Raw genomic sequence first — 26,765 nt, 5'->3', positions numbered from 1 at the left:
CGCGGAAGCCGGGGACCCCTCCGCGCTGACGCGCGGAGCAGCGAACCGGCAGCGCTTTCGCGCTGCGGTTGTGGCTCGCTGCGCTCGCCGTTCGCACGCTTCCGCGTCGTGCCTCCGCTGCGCTTTTCGGCACCGGGCTTCGCGGCGGGCGCTCCCTCCGCTTCGCTTGCGGAGTGCGAAGGGGCGGGCGCTGGCGCGCCGGGGCCCCTCGCTGCGCTCGGGCTGGCCCGCACGGTGGTGCGCTGCGCGGCGTCAGGGGTTCGCTTGCGCTCCAACCCGCTTTCGGAGTCGCGTTCGAAGGGGTGTGGGTGGTCTGCCGTCAGCGTGTCTGTGGTGGGCGGTGGTTGGGCCCGCTGCGCGGGCCGGGCTGGCCGCGAGGTGGGGGTGGTTCGACCTGGTCGGGTTGAGGTGTAGCGGTGCATTCGGTTGATGCAACATGTACTGTTGGCGGAAAAATGAGACCCTCCCCCAACCATCCGTGCGGGAAGCGGTTTTTGATAGGTGGTCGGCGGCTGAATTAGGGTTTATCCACTCACGCGAGGAATACACGATTGGGAAGTTGCGGACCTGAGCCACAGAACGGGACCTCAGATATCGGAGAGCCTGAATTCCGGCGTGCGGAGGTACCGGAGCCGGACGGCCCCCAGGGCCGTGCGGCGGAACCCCGCACGGACATCAGCCCCGCCTCCTGTTGTTTGTCCGTCACGGTCGTCACCGCCCGAGACTCAGAGCCGCTGCTGCTGTCCACAGCCCGCAGAGGTGCACGGTGCCGCACGCGCAAAGCCGCCCCAGCCACAGAGGCTGGTCTCCCCGATGCGGCGGTTGTTACCAGCGACACGCCCGCCCCTGGCAGCTCCTTGCCCTGTACGCACCGTGGGGTGGCGGCGGGGGTTCGCATGGTGGTCGAGCTCTAGTGACACATAAGAGCGTTCCGCGTCGAAACCGCCTCTGACCTGCGTCGATGCGAAACCGTTTGTTCTAGGTCTCCAGAACAAACGGCTCCCGGGTGTTCTGAAGACCTAGAACAAAGTCACCTCAAATCTGACAGGTTGCCAGGTCACCGTGAGTCACCGTTTGTTCTGCTCCCCCAGAACAAGCCGGTTTACCTAGTGCTACCGTGCTGCCCGAAACGTTGATCACTTCTGGGGGACTGTGCTGATGGAACAGCTGCCGATCGTTCGCCCCGGCGAGCGCGTGGTCGCGCGGTCGGATGGTAAGGGCGGCTTGATCCTGGGCGTGGAGAAGATCCAGGGCCGCGAGTTCGCCGCGAGCGCCGAGGTCAGCGGCTACGTGCTGGACGCTCGGCTGTTGCTGAACGTGCTCGGCAGCCTGAAGATGCCCGGGAGCTGGTTCCAGGTCTGGTGCAAGCTCATGGCGCTGCAGAGCGCCAACCGGGCCGATGACAAGGACCGCACTGCCCCCCGTGGCTTTGTGAAGACCAGCCAGCGCGACCTCCAGGCCCGGTGCAACCTGTCGGTGGCGTCCGTGAACGAGGCCAGCCAGTTCTTCGCGCACATCGGCTGGATGCGCACCGCCAAGCGCGGCATCCTCCAGCTGAACCCCTGGCTCACGGTCGCCGGCACCTCCGGTGAGCAGGAGAAGTGGCAGAAGCTCTGGAACAGCGCGGAGGGCCCGGCCTGCATCATCCCGCACCCCGACTACCCCACCGAGTGGCGCCAAGCGCGCGAGGCGGAGAAGAGGGCCGCCGAGGCCGCCCGCCGCAAGGAGAAGGTCGTCACGCTTCGGCAGCGAGGGCCCGTACGCAAGGCGAGCGCATGACCTTGCGCGGCATATCCTCGATACAGCGTCGACCCGATCGGAAGTGGTGAGGCTCAGTGAGCAGCTCTTACGTCCCCGCCCCTCCCACAGAGGCCCCCGTCACGATCTCCCGTGACGTCCTGCGCCTCCTGGCCCTGGTCGACGTCTCCACCGCCGGCCGCCGTGTCCTGGACCAGCTGCTGTACCTCAGCGACCCGGAGACCGGCACCGCGGGGATCAGCCAGAACGAGATGGCACGCGAGCTGGGTGCAAGCAAGCCGACCGTGAACCGAGGCTTCAAGGAGCTGCGCGAGTGCGGACTGGCCTGGGGCCTCGAGGACGGCCGCTACCAGCTCCACCCGCTGCTGACCGGCGGCGCGGTCTCCTCCCCCGTCATGGCGGTGCCCGAGATCAAGGCCGCCGACCCCAAGAGCTTCACCGAGCAACGACGAGCCCGGTTCGCCGCTCAGCTGGCCAATCTCGCAGCCACCGGCTGAACGTCCTGATGGGCATTGTCCGAGACCCCCGAAAGGCTCCTGGCCACGCGAAGCACGCCAGGCGCTGCACCCTCGGTGCAGCGCCTTCTTCGCGCCCCCTGTGAGCGATCCGGTAGCACCAGCTAAACCGAATTGTTCTGGAGCAGCAGAACAAACTCTGCCCCGAGCACTCCTAGCCGCAAGAAGCGCGTACATCGTTGCCCTCAAGGGGAACGCCGCAGACAGCAGGCACAGCAGCGGTCAGCCAGACGACCGGTCCGCCAGCAGCGGCGACTGCGTAGCCAGCCCCGGTGAAGCAACGATCCGCTGGATGGTGAGACCCGCCCTGCTGCCCGTGCAGCAGCCGTGTGCCGCCTGGGGCGGGCGGCGGAATCCGCCACCGGCCCAGCCACCTCAACTGTTCGTGTGTCACAGCCGGGACCACGCACGGCCTGCGGCCGACAGGCCGAACCGCACACGAAGCGACACGTACCACCACATCACTCAGGTAATACCGAGGAGGTGGCACTCGGTGGGTCGCTGGTGGATGGATCCGTGGTCTTCCCTCCGGCCGCAGCCCGGGTCGTTGGATATGCCCGGGGCCCATGGATCGTGGTCGGGGACGGTGAGATCCATGGACGTGGGTGAATAGATCGTTTCTCTCCAGAGACCGGCTCCCACGGACCCGACACGACTGCACCGACTTGGACCTGGATGGTGGCCAGGACATCCAGGACCCCGAGCCTGGCTCATCCACCGGTTGTCAGGGCAGGGCGGCCCGGCTCAGCTTGCCGCCGGGATGGACCGGTGCCCTATAGAAGGTACGGAGACCGTGTATTGGCTGGTCAAGAGGGTGGGAGGGGGTTAGATGTGTCCCCTCAGGAGCGACATATCTCTGACGATGTGTCGCTCCTGAGGGGACACATCGTCAGCAAAACGTCAGCGTCACTGACGTTTTTAACCACAAAACGTCAGTGACGCTGACGTTTCGGCTGTCTCTGTGCGCTTCGGAGGATGGGGTGCCGAGGAGTCGGTGTGGTTCCGTTCGGGAAAGTCCGCTGGGGAGATATGTCGCTCCCGAGGGGACACAACACGCCGGAACGTCAGTGAGACCGACATAAATGTCGGTACGACTGACATACTGCTGCCGCACGTTGATCAATGAAGTGGAGAGCCTCGTGGCAGCCGAGCCGCAGCGCCGTCGTCCAGCTCCGAAGCGCGTGCCGCGTCCGGAGCTTCCCGTTGACGATGCGATCGACGCCTGGGGACAGCCTCTGGCGCCGGTCAAGGACCTTGACTCCGTCGCGCGGCGTTATCCGGACCGGAAGCTGACGCTGGAGAGCGAGCGCAAGCCGCTTGAGTTCTACGGTGCTCCCGAGCGGCCCAACGCCTTCTCCATGGACTCGTTGGAGTTCTTCTTTCTCATTGCGCAGTATTTCCGTGAAGCGCTGCCGTTGAGGCTGATCCTGCTGATGATCGCCTGTCAGAAGGCCGGTGGCCGGATCCACCTCACCCAGGAGGAGATGGCGACCGTCCTGGATGTGCACAGGGGTAAGATCAACGAGGCGTTGCAGGAGGTCATGCAGCACGGCATCGTCTTCAAGGTCAAGCGGGGCGTCTATCAGTTCAACCCTCCCTACTCTTACCGTGTAGCGGAGTTCATCCCGGGCACGGAGACGGCCGGGGGCGAGTACGTGAGGATCCCGCAGCACACGACGATCTCGGAGATCCGCAATGATGCTTCTCTGCCGGAGCTGGTGCGGTACCCGTCGCTGGAGGACATGCGCCGGGCCATCGAGGAGCTGAGGCACAAGAGGGCCCAGGAGCGGGCTGCGCGCCGTCTGAAGCGGGCGCAGCACCAGGAGGAGGGAACAATCCAGTGAGCATCCTGCGATTCGCTGCGGTCAACGCCGACGGCCTTCTCGCCGACCTGGACCTTCCACCGGCTGCCTACCGGGCTCTGCTCAAGCTCCGTGCCCTCAGCGAGGCAGGCGGCCGCATCACCATCGACCAGGCCACCATCGGCGAGTTGCTGGGGCTCAGCCGCCCGAGTGTTAACGCCGCCCTGCGCACCCTGGAGCTGGCCAAGCTCGTCAAGAAAGTCCGCAACGGCGTCTACCAGATCAATCCCATGCTGGCCGGCTACAACTCGTCCGAGGACGCCGTGGCCGCGGTGGCGGCCATGCCCACCAGTGAGCGCCTGGACACCCGTGGCTTCGTCGAGAGCTACCACCGCGCCGTTGCGGCCTACCAGGACCAGCTCGCCCAGCAGCGCCAGAAGCGGGCCGCACAGGCCGCGGCCAAGAAGGCGGCCGATGCCAAGCGGCGGGGGTCCCTCCATGCGGTCGGCTGAACCGCTCGTGGCGTACGGCGGTGCGGTCGCACCGAGACGCAGGAGCGGAGCACTGAGCCCTGTCAGATGAACCGCTCACCTGACAGGGGAGCGCCAAGCCACATGTCCCTCCGGCACGTGTCCGACCGCAGAAATTCAGATGTCGAACTCGACGTAGTCGATGTCGGTGAATTCCACCTGCAGGCCCTGGGCGCGGCGGCCGTGGTTCTTGAAGTAGACCTCCTGCAGCCCCTCGGCAGCGATGCCCCGCAGCTGTTCCTCATCGGCGCCGGCGGCCTTGGCGTCGAGCAGCCGGGCTGCGTACGCGGGCGGCAGGTGTTGGGTGACCAGCCGGATGCGGGCGTCGTCGGTGCTGCCCGGGGCGGCGGCGAAACCGAACCGGGCACGGGTTTCGATGACGATGCCGCCACTGGTGGCGGCCCGCTTCCTGGCCCGCTCCCGCACCCGGGGCTGCCAGCGCTTGCGGACCTCCTCCTCCAGGCGTGCGGCGAGCTGCCTGCGAGGGCGCTTGAGCGTGCCCGCGACGTACCGTTCCACGGTGCGCTGGGTGACGCCCAGGAGCCGGGCGACGGCCGTGGTCCCCTTCTCGCGTCTGACCAGGAACCTCATCTGAGCCTGCGCCGACTTCGGGATCGGGCGGGTGAAGGTGTTGGCCACGGCCTTGTCGAGGCTGTCCCCGAGGATGCCCATCGGTACTTCTTACTCTCCGTTGTCCGCGAGGGTGACGTTGCCGTCCTTGATGTGCCGGGCGATGTTCACGCCGTCCGTCCCGTGCCCCTCCAGGAGTTCGGCGGCCCACAGGACGGTCTGGGAGCCCTCGTGCTTGACCATCCCGGGGGAGACGCCGAGGCGGAAGGCACCGGGCAGCGGCCTGCCGCCGTCTGTGCGTGGCAGGAAGTCCAGCGGTGACGGCCCATCGGAAGGGTAGACCGCGCAGTCGGAGAGGACCGCAACCGGGTACAGGTCCGCGACGGTGGCGAGCTTGAGCATTTTACGGTGCATGTTGATCCGGGCGGCGGCGATCACGGCGGCGCGGATGTCCGGCCGCCAGGTCGGCCGCTGCAGGGCCGGCCACGGCTCCCCCGGCCGCCACCCGCCGCCGCGGGGGCGCTCGCGGAGTTTGCCGATCCCGCCCTTGACTGTGGCCTTGATGGCGGAGAGCACGGCGGCCTGGCCGGGGTCGGTCCGCTTGTGCCGGGCCATCGCGGCGAGGAACTCCTCCTCCCCCATCCCGGGGACGACACCGAGCTGCTCCATGGTGGCCAGGTAGGCGTCCCGCAGCCGGACGTACCAGGGGTCCAGATAGGGGCCGTTCTCGGGCCGGACGTACGCCTCGGTCGGCCGCACCGGAAAGCCGAGTTCCACCGCGTACGCGACGGTGGGGGTTGCGTACCAGGCGGGGCCGGTGGGGCGCTGCCCGGTGGGGGTGAACGGCGAGGGGAGGCGGGAGTCGAGGTCGATGTGGGACAGGTCCACCAGCCATGAGCCGGGCAGCGACTTGTCGAAGGCGGGATTCCTCACGTGGACGGGTGTGGACAGGCCGACGGTCAGCCGGTTGGCGGCCGCGGCGAAGGCCATGTTGACGTCGATTCCGACCACGTAGCGCTTCATGCACTCTTCGTCGGTCAGGTCCCGGGACCAGTCGTAGGCCTCCTCCAGCAGGACCTCGTCCGGGGTGCGCTGGTGGTGGCGGGGGTGGAGGGCGGCGACGATCGGATGCCCGTCGGGGGCTTCCGGCGGTGCGCACTCCACGGTCCCGGTCAGGCTGCCCGGGGTCGGCCCCGGCACCCACGCACCGGTGGCCTCGTCGCGAACGGCGCGGGTCGGCGGGCGCAGCGCGGTCATCAGCTCCAGGCCGCACACGGCCGTGGAGCCGAGCGGAGTGATGACCCGCATCGCATAGTCCCCGAGCAGACGGGCGATCTCCGCCGGGGGCAGTCGGTCCACCTCGCCCCAGGAGCGGGCGTCGAGTGCGTCCCAGGGCAGGACCGCCAGCTGGACGCACTGCCGCCGGCCTTCCGCGGCTGGGCGGTAGATACGGGCCCAGGGGCCGAAACCACGCTTGGTGAGCTGCCACTTGGCCTTCGTGAGCTGCCGTACGGCTGCGTGGTCCTCGGGCAGGCGCAGACCCCGGCGGTCCTCCAACGTCGCGGGGAGGCCGAAGCGCTGGGCGGCTGCGGCGGTGAGGACGATCAGCGGGTCGGCGTCCTTGCCGTTACGGTGCAACCGAGGCGCCCCCAGCCGTGCCTCGGTCAGTGTCCAGTCGACCAGGGAGGGGATCGTCCTCACCGGGCAGTCCAGTACCAGGCCGCCGACGCAGTAGGCGCTGCCGTCGCCGTCGACGACGGCCAGCGGACCGTTCGCGAACCTCGGGTCGGTCCCCGGGGCGGTGGCCGGAGTCTGCTTTCCTGCGTTCGCCCGGGGCTGCGGGCGTGGTCGCGGCGCTGCCGCCGCGGTGGCCGGGGAAGGCGCGGGTGCTGTCGGTGCGGGTGAGGGGGTCGGCGCCGGTGGAGGTGTGGGGCTCTGGGGTGATACGGAGGACTTGGTGGAGGTCTGCGGCACCGGACCCGGTGCCGCAGACGTGGCGGGCGTGGCCTGTTCGTCATGGCCGGGAGCCGGCGGATAGAGCTGGGCGAGCTTGTCCAGCAGCCTGGCGTAGGCCTCACGCTGCGGCGGTCGCGGCTCGGTCTTGCCCCGCTCCCAGTTCACCACCGTCGCCCGCCGGACCTTCAGAGCCTGGGCGACCTGTTCCTGGCTCAGCCCGTGCGCCCTGCGCAGTCGTTCCCGTTCCGCGGGCGGCGGTAGGGGCGACTGGGTCTCGATCAGGGCATCGACCGCATCGAACAACTCGGACACACCACACCTCCGTCCTGGATTTTACTTCGCGCGTACATCTGAATTTACATTCAGCGTTCACAGGGTTCGGGCGCGGCGGCATCGGCGGATCCGCGCTGCCCACCGGCGGGGCGATCGGTACCCGCTCCGCCGTGGGAGTCACGGACGCAACTTTCCTCCACAGTCGCTCGGTTTTCTTGGGCCCCCGCACGGGGGGAGAACGCACCCCTCCCGGCACGGCGGCCTATACATCCGCCGCAGAGTCGCTTGAGTCGCTTCGGCCGCCGGCTCCGGAGGCGCACCGATGCGGACGGGGGCCCGAGGAGGGGGCCCGGTCGCAGCGACTGAAGAACAGCGACTGGCCACGGGCTGGGTCACTCTCGGTCGCTGGATGAAAAGTGCAGGTCAGGGCGAGGGGCGAGGCACTGGCAGCGACTGAAGCGACTGAACGTTCCGGTATATGAGGACATTCGCGTGCGTGCGTGTGTGCGCGTGTGCGTCATATATGGACGCCTTGAGTCGCTTCAGTCGCTGTTGGATCGCTGACGGGTGCGCTGACCTGCGGTTTCTCTTAGCCGCCGAGGGAGCGACCGAGCGACTCCCGGTCGCTGCGGCGGATCCGTTTCAGTCGCTGGGCAGCAGCATGCCCGGAATTCTTCTTCACACAGGGCCCTCCTTCTTCACGAATGCTTCGCTAGTCTGTGCCTGTTGTTGAGTCGCTTCGGTCGCTGACGGGGGAGCTGCATGGCCGATGAACTGCGGGTTTTATGCAGCGACTCACCGCAGTCAGCGGCCGCCCGGCGAGGTGTTCCCCGTTCCCTGGCCACCGCCCGGTGGTGTGTCGGCCGAGGATGGCCGGTCCATCCGCTGGCGCCGGGACGCAAGACGCCCGCGGGCAACTGTGCGCCCTGCCGTGAGCCCGGGCACACACACCGGGGATGCCGTTGTCCGGCCGCCGGCCGATGGTGTCACGGGTTTCGTGCCGCCACGCTGGACCTCGCCCGGGTCGAGCAGTGGTGGGGTGGCAACCCCGGTTTCGGCGTCGGGGTGGCCTGCGGCCCGGCGGGCCTGGTCGTCGTCGACATCGATGCGCACCCGCACCAGCTGCCCGGCCAGGACCGTCTGCTGCCCGGCATCAGGATCTCGGACGCGGTCGACCTGACCGGACTCGCCAACGGCTTCCACACGCTTGGTGTGCTGGCCGCCCTGCGCGGCGCCGGGAGCCCCGCGGATGACGGGACGACCCTGCGGGTGCGTACGCCCTCCGGGGGTCTGCACGTGTGGTACCGGGCCCACCGCGGGCACCGGTGGCAGAGCTCGACCGGCTCCGGTGCCGGCCGTGCGCTGGCCTGGCAGGTCGACATCCGGGCGCACGGCGGCTACATCGTCGCCCCGGGCACCGTGACCAGGGCCGGGGCCTATGAGCCCGTGGGGGAGGTGCGTGAACCCGCTCTGCTGCCGGACTGGCTCTCCCGCGAACTGGAGCGCACCGGGCACCTGCCTCCCGCTCACGTGCCCGCGCCCCGGCCGGTGCCGCCACGTGCCCGGCAGGCCGTCCTGGCCGCCGGGGGCGGGCGCGGCGCTGCGACGCGGGCCCTGGCCGCCCTGCTCGCCGAGGTGGCCGCCTGCGCCGCCGTGCCCCAGGGGGCCGGGTTTACCGAGAAACTCAACCGGGCCGCCTACACCGCCGGAGGCCTCGTCGCCGCGGGCCGCATCGGTGAGAGGGAGGCGCAGCAGGCCCTGACGGAGTCCGCCGAGCGGGCCCGCCCCGGACAGCAGCGCCGCTACGCCGCCGTCATCCGCAGCGGTCTGAGCGCGGGCCGGACGCGGCCGCTGGCCCTGGGGGGCACACATGATCTCCGGTGACGACGACGTCCTCTTCGACGCCCGGGCGGTCGCCGCGCAGATCCTGGCCCAGCCCGTCACGGAGCCCTGCGGTGACGTCGCGCCGGGCCCCGTACAGGCCGGTGAGGCCACCGCGGACGGACTGCTGCCCGACACCCTCACCGACCGCGGCAACGCCAAACTGTTCGTCAAGCTCTACGCCGACGACTACCGGCACGTGCCCGGCCTCGGCTGGTTCCGCTGGGACAGCACCCGCTGGCAGATCGACGAGGACGACACCGTGCTGTGGGCCGCCGGGGACCTGGCGGAGTCCATCGCCACCAGCGACCCACGCGGCGTCCACAGCACCGCCGCGCTCCAGCAGCACCGCCGCCGGGCGCTGAGCACCAGCGGGATGAACGCGATGCTCACCCAGGCCAAGTCCGCGCCCGGCATGGTCCTGAACGCGGCGCTGCTGGACGCCGACCCGTACGCGCTGTGCACCCCTGCCGGGATCGTCGACCTGCGTACCGGCCTGACCCGCACACCGGACCCGAACAAGGACTTCCACTCCCGCTCCACCGCCGTGGCCCCCGAACCGGTGCCCGCCCCCCGCTGGGACCGGTTCCTCACCGACACCTTCGGGGACGGCCCCGAGGGCGCGGAGATGGTCGACTTCCTGCATCTGCTGCTCGGCTACTCCATCACCGGTGACGTCGGCGCGCAGGTCATGCCGTTCCTGTTCGGCTCCGGGAAGAACGGCAAGTCGGTCCTTCTGGACGTCCTGATGAAGCTGCTGGGCGACTACGCCGACGCCGCGCCGCCCGGCTTCCTGATGGCCCGCCCTTACGAGGGGCACCCCACTGACCTGGCCGAACTGCACGGCCGACGTGTGATCGTGTGCAGTGAGGTCAAGCCCGGCGACCGTTTCGACGAGGCCCGTGTCAAGCTGCTCACCGGCGGCGACCGCATCAAGGCACGCCGGATGCGCCAGGACTTCTTCAGCTTCCAGCCCACGCACAAGCTGTGGCTGCTGGGCAACCACCGGCCCGAGGTGGGCACCGGCGGCTTCGCGTTCTGGCGGCGGATGCGGCTCATCCCGTTCGAGCGTGTCGTCTCCGACGAACACAAGATCGACAACCTGGCGGACATCCTCGTCACCGAGGAGGGGCCGGGCATCCTCAACTGGCTGATCATGGGGGCGCGCCGCTACCTGGCGGGGGAGAGGGACATCACCGGGCCCGAGCGCGTCCGGATCGCCACGACCGCCTATGCCGAGACGGAGGACCACACCGGGCGGTTCCTGAGCGAATCCTGCCGTACCACGCCTTCTCTCAGGGCGGAGCAGGCCCAGCTCTACGCGGCCTACAGGACGTGGTGCCAGAATGAGGGGGCCCCGGCCATCTCGTCCCGGGCCTTCGCGGCGCGTGTCCGCGAGACGGTGGGACTGGCCTCGCCCAAGGAAATGATCCTGTCCAACCAGCGCAAGTACTACCCGGGTATCGGACTGGTCGCCGACGAGGAGACAGCATGAGCGCCCTCATCGCAGAGGACGAGGTCATCCACGAGGTCGAGCTCGTCTGGCTCGAGGACATCAGCGGTCTCGACTACGTGCGCCAGAGCCTGGACCGGCTGCCCAACCGGCGCGGCAGGCCCGCCTACCACCGGGACGGCCGCATGGTCGGTTACGCCCGGCTCGGGCCCGCCGCCAAGCCGTCCCGCTCCTCGGGGACCTTCCGCCGCCGGGTCTTCTGGTTACTGCCGCACGACCGCGACACCGAACCCCAGGGACTTTACGCAACCGGGGCGCCCGCCGAGGCCGTGGACCCGCGCACGCTGTCCCCGGGCAGCAAGGGGCGCAAGACCGAGCGGTCCGAGGGAGGGCCGCCGTCGTCGGTGCCGCAGCTGCTGCCGTAGCGCCACGGGGCGCCGGCCCGACGCCCCTGGGCCGGCGCCTCCCCCGGCGGTTTTCACCGGACGGGACGAGGGCCTGACCCCGTACCGCGGGATCAGGCCCTCGTGGGATCAGCCGGTGGTGAGCCGGGCGGAGTGTGCGGGGAGGGGTTCAGCTCCGACGGCTCTGCGCGCCGATCACGGCCGTGAACACGGCCTGGTCCTGCTGCACACCGGTGACCCGCACACTCCGTGTGTCGGCGGCGCCGGCGGGCAGGGGCGTGGCCTCTATCCACACCGGTGAGCCGAACTCGGCGTACCGGTGGAAGTTCGCATGGAACGAGACGGGCGTCAGGACGTGAGGTCGGCTCAGCGCACAGGCGGCCTGGCGGGCGGCTTCGAGCAGGACCATGCCGGGGAAGTGGTCGCCGACGTGCTCGAACAGGATGGGGTGCCGTGGATCGGGGTCGAGCAGCCAGCGGTCGGGCCGGTCGGTGGCGGAGAGCACCACGTCGCCGGGGAGGGCCTTGCCGGCGCAGGCCGGCGGCAGCATGCGGTCCGGTTCCCGGCGCGCGAGCGGCGCCTGCGCCTGCGCCGGGCCGCGCAGCCGCTGATACGTCGTGCCGGACACGCAGGAGAAGCGGCCTCCGCCGACGGCACAGCGGCGGCCCGCGCGTTCGATGTCGATGCGCATGCTGAACTCCACGAGGCGTCTGCCCTTGCGGACGGTGTCCGTGCAGGTGGCCAGGAGGGACAACTCGCTGGGGCCCGAGCCGACCGCCAGCTGCTCCGGGTCCGCCGTCAGATCCAGGTCCCACAGCAGGAAGTGGTGGCCCAGCGGGACGTCGAGCTCGGCGTGCGCGAGGAAGAGCCCTGCCTGCCGAATGGTTTCTGCAGCCTGGAGGGCATCGTGCCCTCCCTCCGGGCTCATGAAGAACGTGTGGGCCCGGGGCCACTGGCCGGTGAGGGCGAAGCGGCTGTCGTCAAGCTTCTCGCAGCCGGTCAGGAAGACCTCGGCATGGCTCGCCCGGTGCACGTACTCCCGGGGGACCGTGGTCGTCAGACGCGGCATGTACCGGATACCGGGGCGGGTGTCCGACGCCGCGGTACCGCAACTCCTCTGCTCCGGTATGGCCGGGACCGCCGTCTGGACTGTGAGAAGGGTCATACGAGATCTCCCCCGTTTCTCCCTGGATATGAGCTTTCCGAGGTGGCTCAGGGCGCTAAAGATACGGACCCATCGGTTTTCTTTTCAAGACCTCGTCCGTGTCTCGCAGATGACGTTTTCAGGTCCGATCTCCACCGCCGAGCGGTGAAGGCGGACCGCCGGTGCGGCTCCGGTCCCGGCCGCCCGACCCCTTTCAAGAAACCAACTGTGCGGTTTTTTATTTCGCGGGATACCACATCGGCCTGCTCTGGGGAAACCGATGCCCCATGAGGGGCGGCTGTGCCCACTGGAGTCGTTCGTCTCCACAGGCCCCGTCAACTGTGCTCCTCGTCCCGGCGGCCGCGGAGCGGGGCCCCCGGGCCTGCCCGAGGGGCGGGGAGCCCGGTCACCTCTGCGGCAGGACTCCCCGGTTTGGACCTGGAGCCCCGGTCCCGGGCTCCTGCCGCAGCAGGCGCCCATACCACGGCATGTGGCCCGAGATCCCTTCACCGGGTGCCGGCCCCGGTTCACAGCCCAGCACCTGCCAGACACGGTCGCTGCGGAACCAGTGGTCCACCGCCAGCATGTCGAAGTGGTGCAGCGCCTCGGGGGAGCCGCTGATCCGGGCCCGGACCCGTTCGGCGGGCAGCAATGTCCTTGAGGGCAGGTCGAGTGACTCCAGCACCATGGCGATCAGGGCCGAAGCGGGCACGGGCCGCGGGTGGTTGACGTGGAAGACGCCGGCCACCTCCGGTCCCCGGAAGGCAGCGGCGACGGCGGCTTCGGCCAGGGCGGCGGCATCGACCGCGGAGTGAAGGGAGGAGCACCGCACGCCCGAGCCCACGAACCGCAGCAGCCCGGCCAGGCCCGGGATCACCCACCGGTCGCCCGTGCCGTAGACGAGATGGGGGCGCAGCACCGTGCCGCCGGCCGCCAGCACGTGCCGCTCGGCCGAGGCGCGCGTGACGCTGGTGGCCGACCCGGGCCGCAGGGGCAGGTCGTCGACGTCGGCTTCACGGAAGGGGCCGCGCCCGTAGACAGCGGCGGTGCTCACGTACACGAAGCGGCGCACCCCGTGGCGCAGCGCCTCGTCGACCAGCGCCCGGGTGCCCGCGTCGTTGACCGCGCGCAGGGTCTGCTCGTCACCTCCCACCCGGGAGGCGCAGTGCACCACCGCGTCGGTCCCCTCGCACAGGCCCCGCAGGGACGGGGGATCGGCAAGATCCGCCCGCACGGTCTCGGTCCGCCCCCCGCCGGGCCCCTCGGGTCCTTTGCGCCCTGCCAGCCGGATCCGGACGGACGGTTTTGAAAGGGCGGCACGGACCACATGGCGGCCTATGAAGCCACTCGCTCCTGTGACCAGCACGTTCTGCATCGTACGGGGACCCCCGGCGGTTCGAGCGATGGTAAGGATCGCCCCCGGGTGTGGCACCCGTGGAGGCAACTTGTGAAAATACGAACTAGCTGGTTTTGTTTTTCGTGGGAACGGTACCCAACAACGCGGTGTTCCCCAGGTAACAGATCTTGGGAGGACCCCTCGATGGCACGGCAGGAACGTGCGATGCGCACTCGGTTCGCGATCCTGACGGCGGCGGCCTCGGTGTTCGACGAGTATGGGTACGACGGCGCCACCATCGGTGAGATCCTGGCCCGGGCCGGTGTGACCAAGGGAGCCCTGTACTTTCACTTCCCGTCCAAGCAGGCGTTGGCCGAGGGGGTGCTCAGCCAGCAGTTCGCCGTGGTGATACCGGAGCCCCACCCGTGCAAACTGCAGCAGCTCGTGGACACCGCGCTGATGGTGGCGTACCGGATGCGCCGCGACCCGTTGGTGAGCGCGGTGGCGCGGCTGAGTCTGGACCAGGACGTGCGTGCCCAGTTCGGCACGGTGGCGCTCACCCGGTGGATCGATACGGCCACCCACCTGCTGACCGGGGCACGAGAGCAGGGCGAGCTGCTCCCGCACGTCGTGCCGGCCGAGAGCGCCTGGACGTTCTCGGCGGCGTGGACCGGGGTGCAGGTCCACTCGCAGATCCTGTCGGGGCGGGACGATCTGGAGGCCCGGGTGGTGTCGCTCATGGAGCACCTGCTGCCCAGCATCGCGGTCCCCGCCGTCTTCGGCCGCCTGGTCATCACCACGGAGCGAGCCGCGCAGCTCGGTGCCAAGGCCCCGGTGCCGACCGAGGAGGAGACCGCCGCGTCCACCTGACACGGCGGCCAGCGGCGCGGGGGCCGGAGCGCTCCTCGACCGGAGCCCGACCAGGTCTGTAGGGCGGTGGCGGACGGTGGCGGCAGGGCGAGAGGAGAAGCTGTGGCCGAACCGGACGCCGACGGACTTTCCCTGCGCGTAGAACGCGGGCGGTTGAGTGACGAGGAACTCGCGGCGGTTGCCCTCGTGTTCCGCTCCCTGGTCTCCCGCAGCCGGGACACCGGGAAGGGGGCGGCTCCCGCACGCGGCGCGCCGACCGCACGGGCACGCTGGAGCGAGGCAGGCTACCGCTCCCCCCGCAGTTGGCGCTAGCCCCGGCGGACTGCCTGTCGCCGCACGACCGTACTCGAAAATCACCGGACTCCATACAAACCGCATGCGCGGTTTGTTAATATGTGGCCGCTGTTTCGTCCGCACCACGAGGAGAGAGGCGTCATGACTGCTGTGAGCGATGTCCCCCGGTCTTCCGCGGCGAGTGACGCCCGTGGCCGTGTGGCGGAGTTGCGTGCCATCCGTGAGCAGGTGCGGCGTGGTCCGGGTGAGCGGGCCACGCAGGCCCAGCATGCCAAGGGCAAGCTGACCGCGCGTGAGCGGATCGAGTTGCTGCTGGACGAGGGGTCGTTCCGGGAGGTGGAGCCGTTGCGGCGGCACCGGGCGACCGGGTTCGGGCTGGAGGACCGCAGGCCGTACACCGATGGGGTGATCACGGGCTGGGGGACGGTCGAGGGCCGGACGGTGTTCGTCTACGCGCATGATTTCCGGATCTTCGGCGGGGCGCTGGGCGAGGCTCATGCGGCCAAGATCCATAAGATCATGGACATGGCCATCGCGGCGGGTGCGCCGCTGGTGTCCCTCAATGACGGGGCCGGTGCGCGTATCCAGGAGGGGGTGGTGGCCCTGGCCGGTTACGGGGGGATCTTCCAGCGCAACACCGCCGCGTCCGGGGTGATTCCGCAGATCTCGGTGATGCTGGGTCCGTGTGCGGGCGGGGCGGCCTATTCTCCGGCGCTGACGGACTTCGTGTTCATGGTCCGGGACACCTCGCAGATGTTCATCACCGGTCCCGATGTGGTTCAGGCGGTCACCGGTGCGCAGGTGTCGCAGAACGGGCTGGGCGGGGCGGATGTGCACGCCTCGGCCTCGGGGGTGGCGCATTTCGCCTATGACGACGAGGCCACCTGTCTGGAGGAGGTCCGTTATCTGCTGTCGCTGCTGCCGTCGAACAACCGGGAGAATCCGCCGCGTACCGAGTGCGGTGATCCGGCCGGCCGGCGGGGGGAGGCGCTGTACGACCTGGTGCCGGCGGACGGCAATCGTCCCTATGACATGCGGGCGGTGATCGAGGAGATCGTCGACGACGGGGAGCTGCTGGAGGTTCACGAGCGCTGGGCGACCAATGTCATCTGTGTGCTGGCGCGGCTGGACGGGCAGGTGGTGGGGGTTGTCGCCAATCAGCCCCAGCATCTGGCGGGGGTGCTGGACATCCATGCCTCGGAGAAGGCCGCGCGTTTCGTGCAGATGTGTGACGCGTTCAACATTCCCATCGTCACGCTGCTGGACGTGCCGGGTTTCCTGCCGGGGGTGGATCAGGAGCACGGCGGGATCATCCGGCACGGCGCGAAGCTGCTGTACGCGTACTGCAATGCCACGGTGCCGCGGATCTCGCTGGTGCTGCGGAAGGCGTACGGGGGTGCGTACATCGTGATGGACTCGCAGTCCATCGGTGCGGATCTGACCTATGCCTGGCCGACCAACGAGATCGCGGTGATGGGTGCGGAGGGCGCGGCGGGGGTGATCTTCCGGCGGCGGATCGCGGCCTCCGACGATCCCGAGGCGACCCGGGCGGAGCTGGTCAAGGAGTACCGGTCCGAGCTGATGCATCCCTATTACGCCGCCGAGCGCGGTCTGGTCGACGACGTCATCGATCCCGCCGACACCCGGGGCGTCCTCATCGCCGCCCTGGCCATGCTCCGCACCAAACACGCCGACCTGCCCGCCCGCAAACACGGCAACCCACCCCAGTGATGGAGCGTCTTGAATGGCCAAGCAGGAACGAGCGCTGCGTACACGCGAGGCACTGATCAAGTCGGCCGCCACGGTCTTCAGCCGGGACGGCTTCAGTGTGGCCTCGCTCAGCGCGATCAGTACCCGGGCCGGAGTGAGCACGGGAGCGCTCCACTTCCACTTCGAGAACAAGGCCGCCCTGGCCGACGCGGTCGAGGACGAGGCGGCGCGACGGCTCGGGGCCATCACCGGGGCCCACCGGGACCCGGCGGGGAACGCTTTGCAGATGCTCGTCAACGCCTCGCACGAACTCGCCCGCGGGCTCACCGGCGACGTGGTGCTGCGTGCCGGGTTCGACCTGAGCGGCAGCCAGGTCCTCCGGGAGGGGCGGAACCTGCGTCGCCAGTGGCAGCAGTGGGTCGAGGAGACGCTGGAGCGGGCGGCGGAGGAAGGACTTCTCGACACCGTCACGCCCGAACAGGTGGCGACCGCCGTGGTGGCGGCGACCACCGGCTTCGAGGTGCTGGGCACGCAGGACCCCGAGTGGCTCGCGCCCTGCACGATCACCAGGTTCTGGCAGTTACTGCTGCCGCGCCTCGCCGCCGCCTCCGTACTCGGTGGACTCACAGCGGCCGGCAGCGGCACAGCCCCTCTCTTCCCGGAGGCCTCGGCACGCTGACACCGTGCCGAGGCCTCCGGGTGTTATCACCGCATGTGCCCGGTGGACGCCCTTCGCGCGGTCGCCGCCGGATACGAGGTACCGTCACCGCCCGCCCCGCCGGGCTGCTCGCGGTGCCCGCCCGCCGGGTCGGACCGGAGCTTCGGGTGCCCACCCGGTGGGAGCGGTGCTCCCTTCCCGCGAGCGGTACGTGACCCGGCGCATGACCCGGGAACCGGCGGAGCGCACCGGAAAACGCCTGGTGTACGGGTCACCGGTTCGTCCTCGATCCTGGCGTGTTTGCGCCCTTGCCGGAGACCGGACAGATACCCCCGAAGAGGCGACCGGCAAACCGCACGATTCTGTTCTGTGGGAAAATGTGTCACTTTGATCGCCGGTCTGTGCGCGGGATCCGGCGGCATGGTGACCCCCTCGTGCTTTGTGTGCTCCTGGGCGGACCCCCTCCGGAGACGCGTGTGAGGCCTCCCCGGGGTTCGACGACGCCGACCCGGCCGTCACCAACGCCTCGCCCCCCCGGCCGGGCCGTGGACCGGTGCTCGCAGGAGATGTTCAACTGTGCTTCTCCGCACGCTCTTCGGCAGGTGGGGGAGCCCGGGCACGCTCCCTGTGAGAGAGCGGACCGCGAGTCGGCCCCCTCCGGGCGGCGTACTCGTGCGCGACCGCGACCGCCGCCCGTCGGGTTCGGTGCCGTTCGCCGCGCCGGCCGCGGGACGGCCACCCGTGTGTCCACCGGCTCGGGGGAGCGAGAGTGCCTACCTCGGCATTGACAAACCGACTGTGCTGTTTTTTTAATCGTCTTCGAGTCAAAACTGCGGCACGTCTCCAGCGCGGGAGCGGCAGTCCTTGCACTCAGTGATCCACACGCAACCGAACGATGGGGGACAAGGTCGTGGACATCGAAGTTCTGGGTGCGCTGTCAGTGCGTGAGCACGGCATCTCGATCACACCGACGGCACCGAAACCGCGGCAGGTGCTCGCTCTGCTCGCTCTCCACGCGGACCAGGTGGTCCAGGTCTCCACGTTGATGGACGAGCTGTGGGAAGACGAGCCGCCGCGCAGTGCCCGCACCACTTTGCAGACCTATGTCCTGCGGCTGAGGGAACTCATCGGGGATGCACTGGCCGAGGCCGGTGAGGAGCGTGTCACCGCCAAGGACGTCCTGGTCACCCTCCCGGGCGGCTACCGCCTGAACACCCGCGGCGGTTTCGTCGACTTCCGCGAATTCGAGCGACGGGCCGGCGCGGGCTATCGGGCCATGGACGCCGAGGACTTCTCCGGCGCCGCCCGCCGGCTGCGGGACGCCCTGGCGCTGTGGACCGGTCCCGCCCTCGCCGACGTCCAGGTCGGCAACCGCGCCGAGCTGGAGGTCAGGCGGCTGGAGGAGTCCCGGCTGTGCGCGTTGGACCAGCGCATCGATGCCGACCTGCGGCTCGGCCGCCACCGCGAACTGCTCTCCGAACTGACCGTGCTCGTCAACCGCCACCAGCTGCACGAAAGCCTGCACGGCCAGTTCATGCTGGCGCTGCACCGATCCGGCCGGCGCGGCGAGGCCCTGAACGTGTACCAGCGGCTGCGCGCCACTCTCGTACGGGAACTGGGGCTGGAACCCTCGTCCGCGCTCAGCCGGCTGCAGCGCTCCATCCTGGTGGCCCAGCCCGAGACCCTCGGGGTCCGCGGCCCTGAGGCGGCGGGCCGGGCGGTGGCCCGGGCGGGGTGACCCCTCCCCGCACGGGCCTTCCCGGTCCCGCGGCCCCTGTCAGCCGGAGAGCACGGTTCCGGAGACAGGGGCCGCTTCCACGGTCCGTGCCCCGGTACCCGAGCGAGCCCGATGCGCGGCAACGACCGTGGCCGGTCCTTCCGGCGGAGGGGCGCAGGGTCTTCCCCCTCCCCGGGAGCGAGGAAAGGGCGCGCGGGGATCCGGCCGTCGCGGCCGCCGTCCGGGCGCGCCGCCCCTCTGCCGTGGTGCCGCCGTCCCCTCCCCGCCCCGGTCCGGCGCTGTCGGCCTCCGCACCGGCCTGAGCGGGTCCGGTCACCGCGCCTGCGCCTGGGCCGACAGGCGGTCGAAACGGCGGATCAGCGCCTCCTGCTCCAGGGAGAGGCGTTCCACGTGACGCCGCAGGCGGGCGATCTCGTCGGTGAGGACGAGGACCTCGGCCTCGTGGCCCGGTGCCGGTGCCGGTGCCGCGTCCGGGCCCGAGGACGCCGGGAAGGCTCGGACGGAGACCGGGGGCGGCGCGCCCGGGCCGGGAGCCGCGAGGGCCGGGTCGTGGTGGAGGATCGCCTCCATACGGCCGTGCAGTGCCGGACCGGGCTCGACGCCGAGTTCGTGAACCAGGCGCTTGCGTGCGCGGTCGTAGACGCCGAGCGCCTCCGCCTGCCGGCCGCAGCGGTACAGGGCCACCATCAGCAGGTCGTAGAAGCGTTCCCGCACGGGGTGGTCGGTGGTCAGCTCCTCCAGCTCACCGGTGATCTCGTCGTGCCGTCCGGTGCGCAGGCAGGCGTCGTACAGCGCCTCCAGGGCGGTCAGCCGGCTCTCCTCCAGTTGGGCCGCCTCGGCCGCGCAGATACCCCCGCGCACGCTGCCCTCCAGGGCCGGCCCGCGCCACAAAGCAAGCGCCCGGCGCAGCAGTTCGGCGGCGTGCCCGGGATCGTGGACGGTGGCCGCCCGGCCCTCGGCCGCGAGGCGGTTGAAGCGCTCGGCGTCGGTGGTGGCCCGGCCCAGGCGCAGGACGTAGCCCAGGGAACGGGTCACGATCCACTCGTGGTCCGGTTCACCGGAGCCCGCGGGCTGCGCCGGCAGCAGCCGGCGCAGCCGGGCCACGTGGGCCTGCAGGGCGTTGGTGGCGTTCGCCGGCGGATGCTCGCCCCACAACTCGTCGACGAGCCGGTGCACGGGCACGGTCCGCCCCGACCTCACCACGAGCGCACCCAGCAGAGCGCGCTGCTTGTCCCCGGTGGGCAGAACCCTGAGTCCGGTGCACTCGTCGTGGACCTCGACGGGACCGAGAACGCGGAACTGCATCTCTTCCTCGCATGTCACCGCCGAAGCGGTCGGGAACGGTGGATTCCAGCGGCGCGGCCGGCCCCTCGTCCCGCACGGGATCGGCCACCACCTCGCCGGCACCCCTGGGATGCCGGCCCGCGTCGTACCGGCCGGTCCCGGTTCGCGCGGCCGCGGCGACGACCGGAAAGAAGCTCACACCGAATTCCGTGGGTGACTCCGTACGGCTCTCCGACGTCGGGCGGCCTAAAAGGGGTTAAAGTTCCCCGAACACCGGAGCATAGACGGTCTGCGTGAACGGCGGGGCGGGCACGAGTGCGGCTCCAGCGTTTTTCCGGGCACTCCCGAGTTCACGTCATGCGGCGCTCGCGGCGCCCCGGTGCGAGAGCAGCGGACATCAGTGGCCGGGCGTGGGACGCGCCATCAGTTCGGGAAAGCCGACCTCGATGCCGCGCCGGTGCCAGGAGGAGATCAGCTCCATGGTGGTGCTCGAATCCGGGCCATGGCCCGTCAGCCCCCCGTCGTCACCGGGGGGTCCGGATCCCGCCGGCCGCGTGCGGCGGGTGACCATCTGGCGCAGCAGCTGCCGCATCAGCGGGTCCGCACCCTCGGGCATCGCCCGTCCGCCATCCCGCCCGGTGCTTTCGGTGGTCTCCATGATGCGGAAAATAACAGTGCGCGCCAGCCTGCGGAAGACGTTTACCGGCACCTTCTCCCACGGTCGGTCGCGTGTCGGAGACGCATCAGAAGTAGTGGAAGGCAGTAGCACAAGAAAAACACTCGACGCTTCCTCGAGAAAACCTGAGGGCGGGGTGGAGACAGGCTACGGCGCGCCTTGTGCATGCATCGTGGGGTAAAGACAGCGGGTCCCTGTGTGGCGCAATATCGACGAGCCTCGGGCACCGATTCGCACACCGGCTCGGAAGCCGAGTTCAGCCGTCGTGGTACGGGGAGGAAGCCATGAAGATTCGTGTTCTGGGTCCACTGAGTGCCGACGTCAACGGGATGTCGATCGTTCCGACGGCCGGGAAGCCGCGGCAGATCCTGGCCCTGCTCGCCCTCTACCCGGGCCGGGTCATACCCGTGCCCACGCTCATGGAGGAAATCTGGGGCACCGAGCTCCCCCAGAGCGCCCTCACCACCCTGCAGACCTACATCCTCCAGCTGCGCCGCCGGCTGGGCACCGCCATGGGGCCCGACGCCCCCGGCGCCGCCAAGAGCGTGCTCGCCACCCGGCACGGCGGCTATCTGCTGCAGATACCGGCCGAAGCGGTGGACGTCCACGAGTACGAACGTCTCGTCGCCGAGGGCCAGCAGTGCTTCGAGGACGGCGAGGACGAGCGGGCGGCCCGCACCTACCGCAGGGCACTGGACCTGTGGCAGGGGCCCGCCCTGGTCGACGTACGCGTCGGCCCCATCCTGGAGATCGAGGCGATGCGGCTGGAGGAGAGCCGGCTCGTCACGCGGGAGCGCCGTATCGACGCCGACCTCAGGCTCGGCCGGCACGCCGAGGTCACCGCCGAGCTCATGGACCTGATCGCCCGGCACCCCGAGCACGAGGGGCTGTACTCGCAGGCCATGGTGGCGCTGTACCGCTCCGGTCGGCAGGCCGCCGCGCTGGACGTCTATCACCGGCTGCGCCGCCGCCTGGTCGAGGAACTGGGCGTGGAGCCCTCACCGCAGTTGCAGCGGCTGCACCAGGCGATGCTCGCCGTCGATCCCCGGCTGGACGTGGTGTCCGGACCGCGGCGCACCTCCACCTTCGACCTGTACGCGGCCTGACCCGCCGCGTGCCGCCGTCCCGCCGTCCCGCCACCCGGGGAAAGCGAGTGCTCCCGCGGCCGTTCGGCGGGCTGCCGGGCCGTGCCCCCACGGCCGTCTCCCCGGGGAGGCGGTGCGGACGGGCCGCCTCCCCGGGGCCGGCCGCAGGCCGCGGAATCGGTCGGGGTGCCCGCGCCCGGGCCGGGCGGACGTCGAGCGCGGACGCACAGCACGTCGGCGTGCCGTGCGTTCCCGTGGATTCGAGCGCCGGTCCAGAAGTGGGCGAGCCGTTCTCCATCCGGTCGGGAAACAGTCCATGGCGAGTCCGGACAGGCCGGCCGGTTGCGGCGATTCCGTGGCCGCCCGTCCCGGCCCTGCGGACGTCCGAGACGAGAGGGGTGTGACGGATGTACCTCGCGCCTGTGCACCGCATGGTCCACCACGCGGCGGTGGACGCCCCGGCGGGCGTGCTCTACGGCCTGATCGCCGACGCGTTGCGCTGGCCCGTCTTCCTGCCGCCCACCGTCCACGTCGAGCAGCTCGAGTTCGGCGGGGAGTGGGAGCGGCTGCGGATGTGGGTCACCGCCAACGGCGAGATCAAGCCCTGGACCTCGCGGCGCACCCTGGACCCCGTGGCGCACCGTGTCGATTTCCGCCAGGAGGTGCTGCCCCGGCCGGTGACCGCCATGGGAGGCAGCTGGGTCGTCGAGCAGCGCGGCCCCGAGCGCTCCCTCGTCACCCTGCACAACGACTTCTCCGTCGCCGACAACGCGCACGACGACGTCGACTGGATGAGGCGGGCCATCGCAGCCAACAGCCGTGCCGCACTCGCCAGCCTCAAGCATCTCGCCGAGCGCTGGCGCCGCCTCGACGACCTCGTCCTGTCCTTCGAGGACTCGGTCCACGTCACCGGGCCCGAAGACCCCGACGGGCTCGGCGAGCTGGTCTACGGCTTTCTGCACCGGTTCGGCGACCGGACCGACGCAGTGCCCGGTGCCACCCGGATCGACATCGCCGAGCACCGGCCCGGCGTCCAGTTCATGACCGTGGAGCTGGCCTGCGCCGGTGGGGCGGCGCGGACGGTCGAGTCGGTACGGATCGGCTTCCCGCACGCCGGGCGCATCGTCTACAAGGACATCCGGGACGCCGAACAGCCCGCACTGCTGGCCGCGCACACGGGGGAGTGGTCGGTCGAACCCGAAGCATCGGGCGCGGGTGTCACCGTCGTCGCGCGGCACCACGCGGTGCTCGACGAGGACAGCCTGCAGGAGTGGTACGGCGACGGCGCGGACGCGGCGCGGACCGCGCGCGAGGCGCTGTGCTCGCAGCTCGCCCGGCGGAGCAGCGCCACGCTGCGGCTGGTCAAGGAGCACGTCGAGGGCGCGTTGGCCCGCGGCCCCCGAGCCGGGTGCCGTGACCGGGGCCGGCGGCCCGGCCCCACGCCCATCGCGCTGAACGCGTCCGTCCGCGCCCCCCGGACGGGCTGAAGCCGGAGGTCCCAGGTGAACAGCAGCCCGACCGCGGGCGCCGGCCCGTCCGCGGCACGGCCCGCCGCCCTCCGCACCCCCCGGGTGCCCGTCGACGGGCCCGCACGGGCCCAGTACGTCGAGGACCTGCTGGGCGATCCCCTCGCCGCCGGCAACCCGCACGGCCAGGAGGCGCTGCTCGCCGCCGACGAACGGCGCGAGGCTCCCGCGGCCACCGAGGAACTGCTCGCCCGCTTCGGCCTCGCGGCCGAGTTCGTGCCCGGGGCGCTCGGCGGTCGTCTCGGCGGGGCCGAGGAACTCGCCCAGGTGCTGCGGCCGGTGCTCCGGCGGGACGTGGCGCTCGGCTTCGGCGCCGGGATGACCGCTTTGTTCGCCGCGTCCGCGGTGTGGACCGCGGGTGACGAGCGGCAACGCCGGGAGACCGCACGGCTGCTGCTCGACGGCGGCCGGATCACCATCCTGCACCGCGAGTTCGCTCACGCCAACGCGATCCTGCGCGGCGAGTACACCGCGCGCCCCGCACCCGGCGGCGGCTACGTGGTGGGCGGACGCAAGGAGGTCGTCATCAACGCCGACCGCGCCGACGCCTTCGTCGCCTACGTCCGCACCGCCCCCGGCGACGGGCCGGGCAGCCACTCCGTGTTCCTGCTCCAGACCGACCGGCTCCCGGCGCACGCGGTGCGCCGGCTGCCGCGCGCCCGCACCCACGGCATGCGTAGCGCCCACTACGCCGGACTGGAACTCGACCGCTGTCCCGTACCGGCCGACGCCCTGGTCGGACGGCAGGGCGAGGGCGTCGGCCTGGCCCTGCGCACCTTCCAGGTCAGCCGGTCCCTGGTGTCCGGCGGTGCCCTGGTCGCCGGGATGGACAGCGCACTGCGGTACGCCGTGCGGGCCGTCGCCGAGTCCCGCCGCGGCTTCGTGCCGCACGGCCGCCGCAGCCGGGTGCTCGCCGGGGTCTTCGCCGACCTGCTCGCCTGCGACAGCCTCGCCGTCGCCGGGCTGAGGCTGCTCGACCTGGCGCCCGAGCACGCCCTCGTCCCGTCCGCCGCCGTCAAGTACGCCGTGTCCGCGTTGCTCCACGAGGACCTCGACGAACTCACCGCTGTGCTCGGTGCCCGCGGCTACGACCGCGGCCCCGCGTACGGCGGTTTCCAAAAGCTCGTCCGCGACCTGGCGGTGGCCGGACTCGGGCACGCGGGCACCGCCGACACCCAGGCCGTTCTCGTCCCCCATCTGCGCACCCTCGCCCACGCCACCTGGCGCGGCGAGGCCGGACACGAGGCCCCCGCCGGGCTTTTCACCCCCGGCGGGGCCCGCACCACGCTCGACTTCCGGCGGCTCGACGCCGGCCCCCGCGACCCGCGAAACGGCTGCGACGGGCTGCTGGCCGTGCTGCCCGGCGCGGCCGGCCGGCTCGACGGACGGCGCTCGCGCGGCGCCCGGTGGGCGGCGCTCGCCGACCTCGCCCGCGTCTTCGCCGCCGAGGTGCACGGTCTCGCCGAACGGTGCGCCGCGCTCTCCCGACGCCCGGACACCGGGGCGCCCGCCCCCGCGGCGTACGTCCTGATCGACCGGTACTGCCTGCTGCTCGCCGCCGCTTCCTGCCTCGCCGTCTGCGAGAACGCGGTGCCCGGCACCCCGGACGGCGGCCTGCTCGCAGAACCCGACTGGGCGCTGCTCGCCCTGACCCGGTTCGGCCGCCGTCTCGGTCTGGAGGTGCCCGAGCTCCCGGACGGCGTCACGCAGGAGCTCGCGGCCGGGCTCGTGGACCGTTACCGGCGCGGGCGGAGCTTCGACCTGTACGGGATGCGGCTCGCCTGAGACCCGGTTCCAGCAGAAACGATTCGGCTTCAAGGGAAGAGAACGGAAGGAGGCGGGCGCCGTGCACCCCAGTGGACCCGCGGCCGCGCGGAAGAGCGGCGGCAGCCACGTCACGGACGGCACCGGTGCCCGCGACGCCGTCGGCGCCCCCGGCGTCACCGCACACGGCTCCGCCGTCGCGCCGCCCGTGCACATCCCGCGCCCGGACAGCTCCTGGCTGCGGGTCCGGGAGGACCTCCTGGACCGCGGGGCCGCGGTGGCGTACGCGACCTGGACCGAGTGGCTGCCCGCGGTGCTCACCACGCCGCGCCTCGACCTCCTGCTCGGCCGCCGCGACTGGAACCGCTACGCCGGCACCCGCGACCCCGCGGTCCGCTGCCGGTTCGCCGCGTCCCGGCTGCTCATCAAGTACACCGCGGCGGCCGCGCTCGGCATCGGACCGGAGGACATCGACATCGCCCACCGGCTCGGAGGCCGTCCGTACCTGCGCGGCCTCGACCAGGTCGAGGTGGGCCTGACGCACACCGGTGAGCTGATGGCCACGGGGATCAGCCGGATGGGCCGGATCGGTCTGGACGCCGAGCGCGCGGACCGGCGCCTCGACTTCGGCCTGATGCGCAACCGGATGTGCACCCCGGCCGAGGCCGCGGAGCTCGACGCGCTGCCCGAGGAACAGCGGGCCGCGCGCGCGCTGCGTCTGTGGACTCTGAAGGAGGCGTACACCAAGGCGCTCGGCCAGGGCATGCGGCTGCCCTTCACCGAGTTCGGCTTCGACCTCTCCCTCGGGGGCCTGCGCACTCCCGACGGCACCGCGGTCCTCGGCGACGGGTGGGCGTTCGACACTCACACGGTGCTCGGCCGCTACCTGGTCAGCACCGCCTGCCACGACGCCGGGCTCGAACCGGCCGGGGACACCTCGGTCGGCACCATGCTGGACCGGCGGCTGCTCACGGCGATGACGCCGCCCGGGAAGCGGGGTCCGGCCGCCTAGGCCGGCTTCGGGGGCTCCCCCTCGACGAAGGCGATCCGGAAGGACAGCTCGTTCATCCGCCACCCGGCAGGGGTCCTGCGGGCCTCGCCGGACGCGAGCGTGCCCGCGCGGAACAGCGGTGGCCGGTCCTCGCCGGGGTGATGGACGTGCGTGGTCAGCACATTGGCGCGGAACGCGGCCCGGTCGCCCTCGACGGTCACCACCGCCGGCGAGCCGAGGTGCTGGGTCCGCACGAAAGCCGCGAGCGACGCGCGGTGCCACTGGGCGAGCCCGGCGAGCCCCTCGTGACGGCTCCTCGGGAAGGCGACGACCGCGTCCTCGGTGAACAGGCTCCGGGCCCAGGCGTCGTCGAGTTCCTCGTCGTCGAGGGCGATGAGATAACGGCCCAGGAGTTCCGCGACCCGGGCTGCGTCGGCGGAATCGGTGCCTGCGGCCTTGTCGGTGGGGAAAAGTTGGGAAGTCACCTCCCGAGCATGGCGCCGGGCGCGCCTCCCCGACCAGATTCCTGCCAGAGATCTGACATTCT

At 71.0% G+C, this 26,765-nt stretch carries 23 protein-coding genes; 16 read left to right on the top strand and 7 right to left on the bottom strand.

Translation table 11 applies throughout. The features are described 5' to 3' along the window. Positions 1-1,158: 1,158 nt before the first annotated feature. The 4 genes from ACGRHY_RS29935 to ACGRHY_RS29920 all read left to right on the top strand — a co-directional run bounded on the left by ACGRHY_RS29935 (position 1,159) and on the right by ACGRHY_RS29920 (position 4,587). A complete protein-coding gene (locus ACGRHY_RS29935) occupies positions 1,159-1,779 on the top strand; it encodes a hypothetical protein (protein WP_394638810.1) in 621 nt (206 codons plus the stop codon). Positions 1,780-1,835: 56 nt separating this feature from the next. Then, the gene (locus ACGRHY_RS29930) at positions 1,836-2,255 is read left to right on the top strand and encodes a helix-turn-helix domain-containing protein (protein WP_394638809.1); all 420 of its coding nucleotides are present in this window, start codon (positions 1,836-1,838) and stop codon (positions 2,253-2,255) included. Between the two features lie 1,157 nt (positions 2,256-3,412). Further along, on the top strand, positions 3,413-4,117 hold the full coding sequence (locus tag ACGRHY_RS29925; RefSeq protein ID WP_394638808.1) for a hypothetical protein: 705 nt from the start codon (positions 3,413-3,415) through the stop codon (positions 4,115-4,117). Continuing rightward, complete coding sequence (locus ACGRHY_RS29920) at positions 4,114-4,587, top strand: helix-turn-helix transcriptional regulator (RefSeq protein ID WP_394638807.1); 474 nt, start codon at positions 4,114-4,116, stop codon at positions 4,585-4,587. The genes ACGRHY_RS29925 and ACGRHY_RS29920 overlap by 4 nt, the downstream gene beginning before the upstream one ends. Positions 4,588-4,722: 135 nt before the next feature. Here ACGRHY_RS29920 and tpg read toward each other — a convergent pair whose 3' ends face one another. Both tpg and tap read right to left on the bottom strand, forming a co-directional pair. Continuing rightward, positions 4,723-5,277, bottom strand: a complete 555-nt coding sequence (tpg, locus tag ACGRHY_RS29915) for a telomere-protecting terminal protein Tpg (RefSeq protein ID WP_394638806.1) — start codon at positions 5,275-5,277, stop codon at positions 4,723-4,725. Positions 5,278-5,286: 9 nt separating this feature from the next. Beyond that, positions 5,287-7,443 carry a telomere-associated protein Tap gene (tap, locus tag ACGRHY_RS29910; RefSeq protein ID WP_394638805.1) on the bottom strand — a complete coding sequence of 719 codons (2,157 nt, stop codon included), beginning with the start codon at positions 7,441-7,443 and terminating at the stop codon, positions 5,287-5,289. A gap of 723 nt (positions 7,444-8,166) precedes the next feature. Here tap and ACGRHY_RS29905 point away from each other — a divergent pair. Genes ACGRHY_RS29905 through ACGRHY_RS29895 form a run of 3 tightly spaced genes read left to right on the top strand, consistent with a single transcriptional unit; the run spans position 8,167 to position 11,163 of the window. After that, a complete protein-coding gene (locus tag ACGRHY_RS29905; protein WP_394638804.1) occupies positions 8,167-9,288 on the top strand; it encodes a bifunctional DNA primase/polymerase in 1,122 nt (373 codons plus the stop codon). Then, on the top strand, positions 9,275-10,780 hold the full coding sequence (locus ACGRHY_RS29900) for a DNA primase family protein (protein WP_394638803.1): 1,506 nt from the start codon (positions 9,275-9,277) through the stop codon (positions 10,778-10,780). Before ACGRHY_RS29905 ends, ACGRHY_RS29900 begins: the two co-directional genes overlap by 14 nt. Continuing rightward, positions 10,777-11,163 (top strand): DUF6009 family protein, encoded by a 387-nt coding sequence (locus ACGRHY_RS29895; RefSeq protein WP_394638802.1) that lies wholly within the window; start codon positions 10,777-10,779, stop codon positions 11,161-11,163. Before ACGRHY_RS29900 ends, ACGRHY_RS29895 begins: the two co-directional genes overlap by 4 nt. A 148-nt stretch (positions 11,164-11,311) precedes the next feature. Here ACGRHY_RS29895 and ACGRHY_RS29890 read toward each other — a convergent pair whose 3' ends face one another. Both ACGRHY_RS29890 and ACGRHY_RS29885 read right to left on the bottom strand, forming a co-directional pair. Beyond that, entirely contained in the window at positions 11,312-12,211 is a 900-nt protein-coding gene (locus ACGRHY_RS29890; protein WP_394638801.1) for a ScbA/BarX family gamma-butyrolactone biosynthesis protein, read from the bottom strand. 481 nt (positions 12,212-12,692) lie between these two features. Next, positions 12,693-13,661 (bottom strand): NAD-dependent epimerase/dehydratase family protein, encoded by a 969-nt coding sequence (locus ACGRHY_RS29885; RefSeq protein ID WP_394638800.1) that lies wholly within the window; start codon positions 13,659-13,661, stop codon positions 12,693-12,695. 186 nt (positions 13,662-13,847) lie between these two features. Here ACGRHY_RS29885 and ACGRHY_RS29880 point away from each other — a divergent pair, with 186 nt between their 5' ends. The 5 genes from ACGRHY_RS29880 (at position 13,848) to ACGRHY_RS29860 (ending at position 18,892) form a co-directional block, all read left to right on the top strand. Further along, the gene (locus ACGRHY_RS29880) at positions 13,848-14,492 is read left to right on the top strand and encodes a ScbR family autoregulator-binding transcription factor (protein ID WP_394638799.1); all 645 of its coding nucleotides are present in this window, start codon (positions 13,848-13,850) and stop codon (positions 14,490-14,492) included. 102 nt (positions 14,493-14,594) lie between these two features. Then, a complete protein-coding gene (locus ACGRHY_RS29875) occupies positions 14,595-14,804 on the top strand; it encodes an acyl-CoA carboxylase subunit epsilon (protein ID WP_394638798.1) in 210 nt (69 codons plus the stop codon). Positions 14,805-14,927: 123 nt separating this feature from the next. Further along, complete coding sequence (locus tag ACGRHY_RS29870; protein ID WP_394638797.1) at positions 14,928-16,517, top strand: acyl-CoA carboxylase subunit beta; 1,590 nt, start codon at positions 14,928-14,930, stop codon at positions 16,515-16,517. A gap of 13 nt (positions 16,518-16,530) precedes the next feature. Next, the gene (locus tag ACGRHY_RS29865) at positions 16,531-17,175 is read left to right on the top strand and encodes a ScbR family autoregulator-binding transcription factor (RefSeq protein ID WP_394638796.1); all 645 of its coding nucleotides are present in this window, start codon (positions 16,531-16,533) and stop codon (positions 17,173-17,175) included. Between the two features lie 889 nt (positions 17,176-18,064). Beyond that, entirely contained in the window at positions 18,065-18,892 is an 828-nt protein-coding gene (locus tag ACGRHY_RS29860; protein WP_394638795.1) for an AfsR/SARP family transcriptional regulator, read from the top strand. A gap of 312 nt (positions 18,893-19,204) precedes the next feature. Here ACGRHY_RS29860 and ACGRHY_RS29855 read toward each other — a convergent pair whose 3' ends face one another. Further along, a complete protein-coding gene (locus ACGRHY_RS29855; RefSeq protein ID WP_394638794.1) occupies positions 19,205-20,197 on the bottom strand; it encodes an AfsR/SARP family transcriptional regulator in 993 nt (330 codons plus the stop codon). A gap of 376 nt (positions 20,198-20,573) precedes the next feature. Beyond that, positions 20,574-20,834: a hypothetical protein gene (locus tag ACGRHY_RS29850; protein ID WP_394638793.1), complete on the bottom strand. Its 261-nt coding sequence runs from the start codon at positions 20,832-20,834 to the stop codon at positions 20,574-20,576. A gap of 302 nt (positions 20,835-21,136) precedes the next feature. Here ACGRHY_RS29850 and ACGRHY_RS29845 point away from each other — a divergent pair, with 302 nt between their 5' ends. The 4 genes from ACGRHY_RS29845 to ACGRHY_RS29830 all read left to right on the top strand — a co-directional run bounded on the left by ACGRHY_RS29845 (position 21,137) and on the right by ACGRHY_RS29830 (position 26,239). Next, the gene (locus tag ACGRHY_RS29845; protein WP_394638792.1) at positions 21,137-21,958 is read left to right on the top strand and encodes an AfsR/SARP family transcriptional regulator; all 822 of its coding nucleotides are present in this window, start codon (positions 21,137-21,139) and stop codon (positions 21,956-21,958) included. Between the two features lie 386 nt (positions 21,959-22,344). Further along, a complete protein-coding gene (locus ACGRHY_RS29840) occupies positions 22,345-23,424 on the top strand; it encodes an aromatase/cyclase (protein WP_394638791.1) in 1,080 nt (359 codons plus the stop codon). Between the two features lie 15 nt (positions 23,425-23,439). Beyond that, the gene (locus ACGRHY_RS29835) at positions 23,440-25,248 is read left to right on the top strand and encodes an acyl-CoA dehydrogenase family protein (RefSeq protein WP_394638790.1); all 1,809 of its coding nucleotides are present in this window, start codon (positions 23,440-23,442) and stop codon (positions 25,246-25,248) included. A 61-nt stretch (positions 25,249-25,309) separates the two neighbouring features. Next, positions 25,310-26,239, top strand: a complete 930-nt coding sequence (locus ACGRHY_RS29830) for a 4'-phosphopantetheinyl transferase family protein (RefSeq protein WP_394638789.1) — start codon at positions 25,310-25,312, stop codon at positions 26,237-26,239. Here the strand turns inward: ACGRHY_RS29830 and ACGRHY_RS29825 are convergent. After that, positions 26,236-26,703 carry a nuclear transport factor 2 family protein gene (locus ACGRHY_RS29825; protein WP_394638788.1) on the bottom strand — a complete coding sequence of 156 codons (468 nt, stop codon included), beginning with the start codon at positions 26,701-26,703 and terminating at the stop codon, positions 26,236-26,238. The two genes, ACGRHY_RS29830 and ACGRHY_RS29825, sit on opposite strands and share 4 nt — an antisense overlap. Positions 26,704-26,765 lie beyond the last annotated feature (62 nt).

It is taken from the genome of Streptomyces shinuiensis (genome assembly GCF_043660855.1).
GTDB lineage: Bacteria > Actinomycetota > Actinomycetes > Streptomycetales > Streptomycetaceae > Streptomyces.
Note: the sequence above shows the minus strand (reverse complement) of the source record. Positions and strands in the feature narration are given on the sequence as shown.

Bases quoted from the DNA above. Each gene is read 5' to 3' on its own strand.
- ACGRHY_RS29905 (WP_394638804.1), top strand. From the start codon at position 8,167: ATGGCCGATGAACTGCGGGTTTTATGCAGCGACTCACCGCAGTCAGCG.
- ACGRHY_RS29890 (WP_394638801.1), bottom strand. From the start codon at position 12,211: ATGCCGCGTCTGACGACCACGGTCCCCCGGGAGTACGTGCACCGGGCG.
- ACGRHY_RS29870 (WP_394638797.1), top strand. From the start codon at position 14,928: ATGACTGCTGTGAGCGATGTCCCCCGGTCTTCCGCGGCGAGTGACGCC.
- ACGRHY_RS29855 (WP_394638794.1), bottom strand. From the start codon at position 20,197: ATGCAGTTCCGCGTTCTCGGTCCCGTCGAGGTCCACGACGAGTGCACC.
- ACGRHY_RS29840 (WP_394638791.1), top strand. From the start codon at position 22,345: ATGTACCTCGCGCCTGTGCACCGCATGGTCCACCACGCGGCGGTGGAC.
- tpg (WP_394638806.1), bottom strand. From the start codon at position 5,277: ATGGGCATCCTCGGGGACAGCCTCGACAAGGCCGTGGCCAACACCTTC.
- ACGRHY_RS29900 (WP_394638803.1), top strand. From the start codon at position 9,275: ATGATCTCCGGTGACGACGACGTCCTCTTCGACGCCCGGGCGGTCGCC.
- ACGRHY_RS29845 (WP_394638792.1), top strand. From the start codon at position 21,137: ATGAAGATTCGTGTTCTGGGTCCACTGAGTGCCGACGTCAACGGGATG.
- ACGRHY_RS29895 (WP_394638802.1), top strand. From the start codon at position 10,777: ATGAGCGCCCTCATCGCAGAGGACGAGGTCATCCACGAGGTCGAGCTC.
- ACGRHY_RS29880 (WP_394638799.1), top strand. From the start codon at position 13,848: ATGCGCACTCGGTTCGCGATCCTGACGGCGGCGGCCTCGGTGTTCGAC.
- ACGRHY_RS29850 (WP_394638793.1), bottom strand. From the start codon at position 20,834: ATGGAGACCACCGAAAGCACCGGGCGGGATGGCGGACGGGCGATGCCC.
- ACGRHY_RS29865 (WP_394638796.1), top strand. From the start codon at position 16,531: ATGGCCAAGCAGGAACGAGCGCTGCGTACACGCGAGGCACTGATCAAG.
- ACGRHY_RS29885 (WP_394638800.1), bottom strand. From the start codon at position 13,661: ATGCAGAACGTGCTGGTCACAGGAGCGAGTGGCTTCATAGGCCGCCAT.
- ACGRHY_RS29935 (WP_394638810.1), top strand. From the start codon at position 1,159: ATGGAACAGCTGCCGATCGTTCGCCCCGGCGAGCGCGTGGTCGCGCGG.